Raw genomic sequence first — 2,747 nt, forward strand, 5'->3', positions numbered from 1 at the left:
AATCAGGTGGACGACTGGGCATGTTCAGACATTCCACCGCATCAGTCGTGCTGTGTTGTCGTGATAGAGCTTTCGCAGCACATCCTTGGGCAACCCGAGACCGGCAATGCGCCAGCGCCCCTGTGGCGGGAGCTCAGCCGGTGCATAGTCGAAGTATTCGTCTTCGGTTTCAAGGAATCGATAGTAGATGTCGTACAGCTCGTCGCAAAACAACTGTTGCGGCACATCGTTGCCGTAGGGCGGTGGCACCGCGTCGGTACCGAAGAGGATGCGGTCCTGGAACTTCTTGATGAACGCATGGCTCCGCCTTGGTTGGCGACCGAGCTCGTTGATGCGCGCACTGATGTCCACCAGCACGTTGGCATGATGAGTCATCAGGACATCGATCGCATCGAGATCGTATGCTTGGCTGCCGACATGCATCAAAACGAACGTGGTTTTCGGGTGCCGGGCGATGACGCGTTCGCGCGCCAAGATCAACGCCGCATGCGACGGGTAGTCGGCACCGCAGAACGACCAATCGGGATGGCGCGCCAGTTCTTCGTAGCGCTCGTTTTTGCCGTCGATGGGTTGGAAAAATGCTATCGGATCAGCAGTATGGATGAACACCGGCATCTGCAAGGCACCGCAAGCGTCCCACATTGGATCAAAGCGCATATCGTCCAGGGCTACCAACGGACCGCCATCGATGTGCTCGCGCAGATACAAACCGAGCGTCTTCAATACCTTGAGCCCGCAGGCACCTGCATCGCGCGCGCGCGCGAGCGCATCCGCCTGTAGTTTTGGGTAGTCGGGCCTGTCGAACAAGTGTAGTGATGGTTCGGTCATCGTGTAAAAACGGCCGGAAGCGGCGTGTTCGAAGCGAGCAATGGTTTGCTCAAGGCCACTACCTACTCCCCCCGTGAGATTGATCATTGCCACAATGCCCTTGCGGTCCATCAAAGGCAACAGCGCCTTCGGATCGGCAAAGTAGATCATCTCTTCACCGAGCGAGACACCGTTGCGCGTATGAGCCATCCAGCTCAGGTGGGCGTGCGCATCAATGACAGGCGAACACGGCCTCTCGATTGATGTCGTTTGCGCGCACAGCGTGCTGCGTGGGTGAAACTGATCCAAACGCAGTCCGCGCTCCACCGCGCTGACCGCCTGAAGCGGATTGGCGTCGTTTTGCTCTCGGGCTGCACTTCCCGTTGATGGATGAGAACAGCAGCCATGCCAAGCCGGGCGCTCGTGCGAGTTGTGGCAATCATCACCGCTCACGGCTTACTCCGGACGTGGGTACTGACGCAGGATTTCGAGTGTGCGCTGTGCCAACACCACAGCATCATCGAATGGGCGCAGCCACATGTTCCGGCCAAACATGACGCCAGTAGCACCAGCGTCCATGCACTCGCGGACCTTGTGCAGTACGGCATCATCATCGTCATTCTTGACGCCCCCGGAAAACAACACCATGGTGCGGCCGGCCGAGCGTACAACACGGCGCGTTCGCGTCGGCGAATCTTCATCGAGTGCAACATAAGGGGCGGGGACGTTCTGTCGGCTGGCCTCGGGTTGGTGCAACTTGACGATGTCGGCGCCGACCTCCAGTGCGACGCGGGCCGCGTAATCCTGCGCGTACAACGTGTTCTTGCCGCCCTTCGCTTCGATTGCATTGCCACGCGGGTAAGACCACACAACCAGCGGCATGCCGTAGCGCTCGCAGTCCGCTCGCACCTGGCCGAGCTGCACCAGTTCATCGTGCTGACGCGGAGAACCGACATACAAGGTGCAGCCGACGGCATCGGCGCCCAAGCGGACTGCATCCTCCACCGATGCAAACAGCGGCGAGGTCGCTTCGTTATCCTCAGGGATGTTGGTCTTGCCGTTGAGCTTCAAGATCAGCGGCACCTTGCCACAATGTGCACCGAGGTACTTTTCGGCGAGCCCGACGCCCAGCGCAATGGCAGAAAAGCTGCCCGCCTCGGCCAGATGAAACTGGTATTCGGGATCGACCGCAGGCGGATGCGGGAAGAAATCGGTGGGGCCGTGCTCCAGCCCTTGATCCAGGGGAAGCACCAGCAAAGTGCCGTTTCCCGGACCATGGCCATACAGCAAGCGATGTAGACGGGTGCGCTTGCCGTGCGAGAGAGACAGGTCGCGAAGGGCATGTGCTTGGAGAGCTGGGGCTTGCGATGGTTGATTCATGTCATGTCCTCTGTAGTATGCTTTCACTTAGTTTCGTAACCTGTCATACTTTATCACATGAACATGCGATCCGAATCAGCTCGTGCCACACCGTCGCTTTCCGGCTTGCGCGCGACGTCGATAGAACAACAACACCGCCTCGGCTGCGCCGACACGCTGCGTGAAATCCTGCAGCAACCCGACACTTGGCGCGCGACCAATGCGCAGTTGCTCGACAATGCCACGCGGGCCGTGTTCGCGAAGGCTCTTGCCCCTACGCCTGGAAACATCTTGTTGTCAGGCTCAGGCAGCTCGCTGTTCGTGGGCGAGTGTCTCGCCCCGGTGTTACAGGCGCACTTAGGCATCCCCTGCCGCGCCGTCGCCGCCGGTACGTTGCTCGTTGAACGACCCGGCGTGCTCGCTCCAAGTGGCGGTTTACTGGTGTCGATCGCACGATCAGGCAACAGTCCGGAAAGCATCGGCCTGATGGATGCGATGTTAGCCGAAGAGCCGAAATGGCGACATTTGATAGTAACTTGCAGCGCCGAAGGCAACTTGGCAACGCAGTATCGCAATAAAAC

The 2,747-nt window shown here is 59.3% G+C and carries 3 protein-coding genes; 1 reads left to right on the top strand and 2 read right to left on the bottom strand.

Annotated elements, in window-relative coordinates:
• Positions 1-24 precede the first annotated feature (24 nt).
• Both AC2VLV_RS00590 and AC2VLV_RS00595 read right to left on the bottom strand, forming a co-directional pair.
• Complete coding sequence (locus AC2VLV_RS00590) at positions 25-1,260, bottom strand: amidohydrolase family protein (protein WP_486988151.1); 1,236 nt, start codon at positions 1,258-1,260, stop codon at positions 25-27.
• A gap of 3 nt (positions 1,261-1,263) precedes the next feature.
• Positions 1,264-2,187 (bottom strand): class I fructose-bisphosphate aldolase, encoded by a 924-nt coding sequence (locus AC2VLV_RS00595; protein ID WP_486988152.1) that lies wholly within the window; start codon positions 2,185-2,187, stop codon positions 1,264-1,266.
• Between the two features lie 57 nt (positions 2,188-2,244).
• Here AC2VLV_RS00595 and AC2VLV_RS00600 point away from each other — a divergent pair.
• The coding region (locus AC2VLV_RS00600; protein ID WP_486988153.1) for an SIS domain-containing protein at positions 2,245-2,747 on the top strand (503 nt) is incomplete at its 3' end.

The organism is Thiomonas sp. TH-17 (genome assembly GCF_057473305.1).